The following is a 4,428-nucleotide window of genomic DNA, read 5'->3' as shown; positions in this document are numbered from 1 at the left end:
CACCTCCGACGCCCCAACCTCCGACCTCCGACGACCACAACCCCGCGCCAGCCCCCTACTCCAGCGTCTTCCCGAGCCGTGCTGCGGACTCCTGGTACTCGCTGACCAGGTCGGCGACCAGTTCGGCGACAGGGGTGATCGAGTTCAGCCGGCCGACGATCTGGCCCGCGGGCATGGCGACGACGCCTGCGTCGTCGGCATGCGAGATCCGCGCGTGTGCTTCCCCTACGAGCAGATTCTGCAGCGGCATCGGCAGCGGCTCCGGAGCGCCGGGGGCATCCCAGGCGTCGGTCCACTTCGTCTTCAACAGTCGGGCGGGCTTGCCCGAGTAGATCCGACGACGAACGGTGTCCCTCGACGACGCCGCGAGCAACGCCTTCTGCACCGTCGACGGCCCGTCGCCGGTGGCGCCGAGTCGGTACTCGGCCGCGGTCAGCCAGTACGTGCCCATCCACACACCTTGTGCGCCAAGGGCTATTGCCGCTGCCATCTGCCGACCACTGCCGACGCCGCCCGCTGCCAGCACGGGTGCGCGGTCGCCGACGGCGTCGACGAGTTCGGGCCAGAGCACCATCGACGTCACCTCGCCGGTGTGCCCGCCACCCTCGTAGCCTTGTGCGATCACGATGTCGACGCCCGCTTCGACATGATGCAGCGCATGGTCTTTCGCGCCCGCAAGCGCTGCCACCTGCACACCATTCTCGTGCGCGACGCCGATCACGTCCGGCGGCGGCGAACCCAGCGCGTTCGCGATCAGTTTGATCTGTCCGTACTTTCGGGCGTGCGCCATCGCAACGTCGACGTGCGAACGCGCCACCGAGTGCAGCCAGCCGAGCACTCCGGCATCCACCCTGTTGCCGTCCGGAAGCGGCGGCACCCCGAGATCGTCGAGGGTGCGTTCCACGAATGCCCGGTGCTCGGGCGGAATCATCGACTCCAGGTCGACTTTGCTTCCCTCCGTGGGGATCTTGGCAGGCATCACGACGTCGACGCCGAACGGCTTGCCGTCGGTGTTCTCGTGCATCCACTCGAGCACGTCATCGAGCTCCGACGCGTCGTTGAACCGTACGCACCCGAGGACACCCATTCCGCCTGCCCGGCTGATCGCGGCCGCGACCTCCTGACTCGGCGTGAAGCCGAAGATCGGATAGTCGATACCGAACCTCTCGGTCAGCTCCGTGCGAATCACTCTCTCGCCCATATCTTCACGCCCTTCCACTGACGGCCTGTGCCGACTCATCGGCCGGTCGCGACTCGGTGATTCCTCTGCCCCATCGATAGTTCGGTTTACCCGCCGGAGACCGCTTGATCTCGTCGACATACCACACGCTCCGCGGACACTTGTATCCCGCAACCTGTTCGCGCACAACCTTGTTCAGTTCATCCAGGGTTGGTCTGGCGTCGTCACGAGTAGCGATGACCGCTGCGACACGTTGACCGTATCGTTCGTCGGGAACCCCGACGACAACCGTGTCGAACACATCCGGATGCGCCTTGAGAGCCGCTTCGACCTCTTCGGGAAAGACCTTCTCGCCACCGGTGTTGATCGACTGCGACCCGCGCCCCATCATCGTGATCGATCCGTCCGCTTCGACGGTCGCCAGATCACCGGGGATCGAGTAGCGAATCCCGTTGAACTCCTTGAAGGTTCGTTCGGTCTTTGCCGGATCGTTGTAGTAACGCAGCGGAATGTTGCCGGACCGAGCCAGAATTCCCACCTCGCCCGAGCCGGGCTCGACGGGCGTTCCGTCCTCACGCAGCACCACGGCAGCCTTGTCCGCGGTCACCCGAGGAGCACCCGTGGGCGACTGCCCCTTCTGCGCCGCCGACATCCCGCTGAAACCCGTTTCCGACGACCCGATCGCGTCGATCACGAGCAGGTTCGGCAGAAGATCGAGGTACTCGTCCTTGACACTCGCAGAGAAGAGCGCAGCCGACGATGCCAGTGAGACAACGGAACTGGTGTCATACGTACGCCCGTCGGGATGTCCGGCCCGCAATGCGTCGACCATCGGACGCGCCATTGCATCTCCGGTGATCATCACGACGTTGACCTTGTGCCGCTCGATGATCTGCCAGGTGCGGTGCGCGCCGAACTCCGGATAGATCACCGCCTTGCCCCCGACGAAGAGCTCCTGGAACACAGCCCACTGCGATCCGCCGTGGATGAATGGCGGGATCGGAAAGCGCACCAGTTGGCCACCTGCCGCACCGTCACGAGCCTGCTGCCACTCGTCGGAGACCCGCTCACCGGTGTAGAAGCTGATGCCCCCGCCCAGAACCCGCCAAATGTCCTCCTGGCGCCAGACGACGCCCTTCGGGAATCCCGTCGTGCCGCCGGTGTAGAGCATGTACAGGTCGTCGTCGCTCCGCGGCTCGAAGTCACGATCGACGCTCCCCCTCGCGATGGCATCGGTGTAGGGAATCGAGCCAGCGGGGGCAGGTTCGTCGCTGCCGTCTTCGATGACGATCACGTGCGCCAGTTCCGGTGCATTCGGTAACACGTTCCGTACGCGGTCACCGTATTGACGCTCGTAGATCAGAACCTTCATGTCGGAGTCGGTGACGATGTGCTCGAGTTCGGCCGCGACATACCGGTAGTTGACGTTCACCATCACCGCACGGACCTTGAAGATCGCCAGCATCGCGACGACGCATTCCAGGGTATTCCTGCTGTACAGGCCCACCGAGTCGGTCGGCCGGACGCCGAGCGCGATCAGTTCGTGCGCGAGCGCGTTTGCCTCTCGCTCCAGCTCGGCATATGTCATCGACCGACCGTCTGTTTCCAGTGCGGTCCGGTCGGGCATCAGGTCGACGGCGTGCTCGATCAGGTCGGCGATATGGAAGGCCATGACGACAAAATTAGAACGTGTTACTGTTTTCGGCAAGGCCTGTTCGGTTATCGATCACCAGCCACCAAGGAGCACCTATGCCGGAGTGCCTCGTCGAGAAGCGCGGCCACGTTCTCATCGTCACCATGAATCGCCCGGAAGCGCGTAACGCGTTGTCGACGGAGATGATGGCGATCATGGAGAAGGCCTGGGATCAGGTCGACGCCGACCCCGACATTCGTGTCGCCATCCTGACCGGCGCGGGCGGATACTTCTGCGCGGGCGCCGACCTCAAGTCGATGAACGCCAAGCCCGCGGGCGACAAATTCGCCGACGGCGGGTGGGACCTCACCCGGATGCCCGCACTCCTCAAGGGTCGTCGACTCACCAAACCGCTCATCGCAGCCGTGGAGGGACCCGCGATCGCCGGGGGCACCGAGATCCTGCAGGGCACCGACATCCGCGTCGCGGGCGAGAGCGCGAAGTTCGGTGTGTCCGAAGCCAAATGGGGCCTGTTCCCCCTCGGCGGCAGCGCCGTCCGACTCGTTCGTCAGATCCCGTACACGATCGCCGCCGACATCCTGCTCACCGGACGCCACATCACTGCAGCCGAAGCCAAGGAGTACGGCCTGATCGGCCACGTCGTGCCCGACGGTTCGGCACTCGACAAGGCGCTCGACATCGCCGACGTCATCGCCGCCAACGGCCCGCTCGCCGTCCAGGCGATCCTCAAGACCATCCGCGACACCGAGGGAATGCACGAGGAGGACGCGTTCAAGATCGACGCCGACCTCGGGGTGCGCGTCTTCATGAGCAAAGACGCCAAAGTCGGCCCACGAGCATTCGCCAACAAGGAAAAGCCCGTCTTCACCGGCGAGTGACCACTCGCCGGTGAGTGACCACTCGTTGACAGGCCAACCGGAAGGCGGCAGGGTCGGAGCATGGCGAGGCTGCACATCGACAACGACTGGTCAGGTCAACGATTTCCGAGTCCCGGGCGTCGAAAGCCACTGATCGGCGACCTCGGCGTCGCCGATCCCCGCCATCCGTTGCTGAGCATGTTGACACTCGGCGCCAACCTCGGCCCGATCTACGAGATGCAGGTATTCCGCCAGAAGTTCGTCTTCATCGCCTCGGCCGAACTCACCGCGGAACTCTGCGACGAATCACAGTACTGCAAGGCACTTCCGCCCGCGATCGAGGCGCTACGCGACTACGCGGGCGACGGCCTGTTCACAGCGCGTAACGACGAGTCCAATTGGCAACTCGCACATGACCTTCTGATGCCCGCATTCACCAAGTCGGCCATGCGGTCCTATCACCCGATCATGCTGCAGACGGCCGGCGAACTGTTCGACTACTGGGACGCACTACCAACCGACCCCGCAGGCACCACCACCGTCGACGTCACGCGCGACATGACGAAGCTGACCATGGAAACGTTGAGCCGCACCGCATTCAGCCACGACTTCGGGTCCTTCACCTCCGCAGAGCAGCACCCGTTCGTCAGTGCCATGATCCGCGCGCTCGAGACCGGTCGACGCAAGGGCGGGCTGCGCACCGCGCCCGGCGGTCGCTACCTCACCGCCCTGCTCGA

The 4,428-nt window shown here is 64.6% G+C and carries 4 protein-coding genes; 2 read left to right on the top strand and 2 right to left on the bottom strand.

Annotated features, from left to right (window positions below):
• Positions 1 to 55 precede the first annotated feature (55 nt).
• Complete coding sequence (locus A5777_RS11995) at positions 56 to 1,186, bottom strand: NAD(P)H-dependent flavin oxidoreductase (protein WP_064862810.1); 1,131 nt, start codon at positions 1,184 to 1,186, stop codon at positions 56 to 58.
• Between the two features lie 19 nt (positions 1,187 to 1,205).
• Positions 1,206 to 2,852 carry an acyl-CoA synthetase gene (locus A5777_RS11990; RefSeq protein WP_064862809.1) on the bottom strand — a complete coding sequence of 549 codons (1,647 nt, stop codon included), beginning with the start codon at positions 2,850 to 2,852 and terminating at the stop codon, positions 1,206 to 1,208.
• A 77-nt stretch (positions 2,853 to 2,929) separates the two neighbouring features.
• Between A5777_RS11990 and A5777_RS11985 the strand changes: the two genes are divergently transcribed.
• Together A5777_RS11985 and A5777_RS11980 are read left to right on the top strand one after the other, a co-directional pair.
• Positions 2,930 to 3,712: a crotonase/enoyl-CoA hydratase family protein gene (locus A5777_RS11985; RefSeq protein WP_064862808.1), complete on the top strand. Its 783-nt coding sequence runs from the start codon at positions 2,930 to 2,932 to the stop codon at positions 3,710 to 3,712.
• A 60-nt stretch (positions 3,713 to 3,772) separates the two neighbouring features.
• A partial coding sequence (locus A5777_RS11980) for a cytochrome P450 (protein WP_156529360.1) occupies positions 3,773 to 4,428 on the top strand: 656 nt, incomplete at its 3' end.

The organism is Gordonia sp. 852002-10350_SCH5691597, from assembly GCF_001665715.1.
GTDB lineage: Bacteria > Actinomycetota > Actinomycetes > Mycobacteriales > Mycobacteriaceae > Gordonia > Gordonia sputi.
Note: the sequence above shows the minus strand (reverse complement) of the source record. Positions and strands in the feature narration are given on the sequence as shown.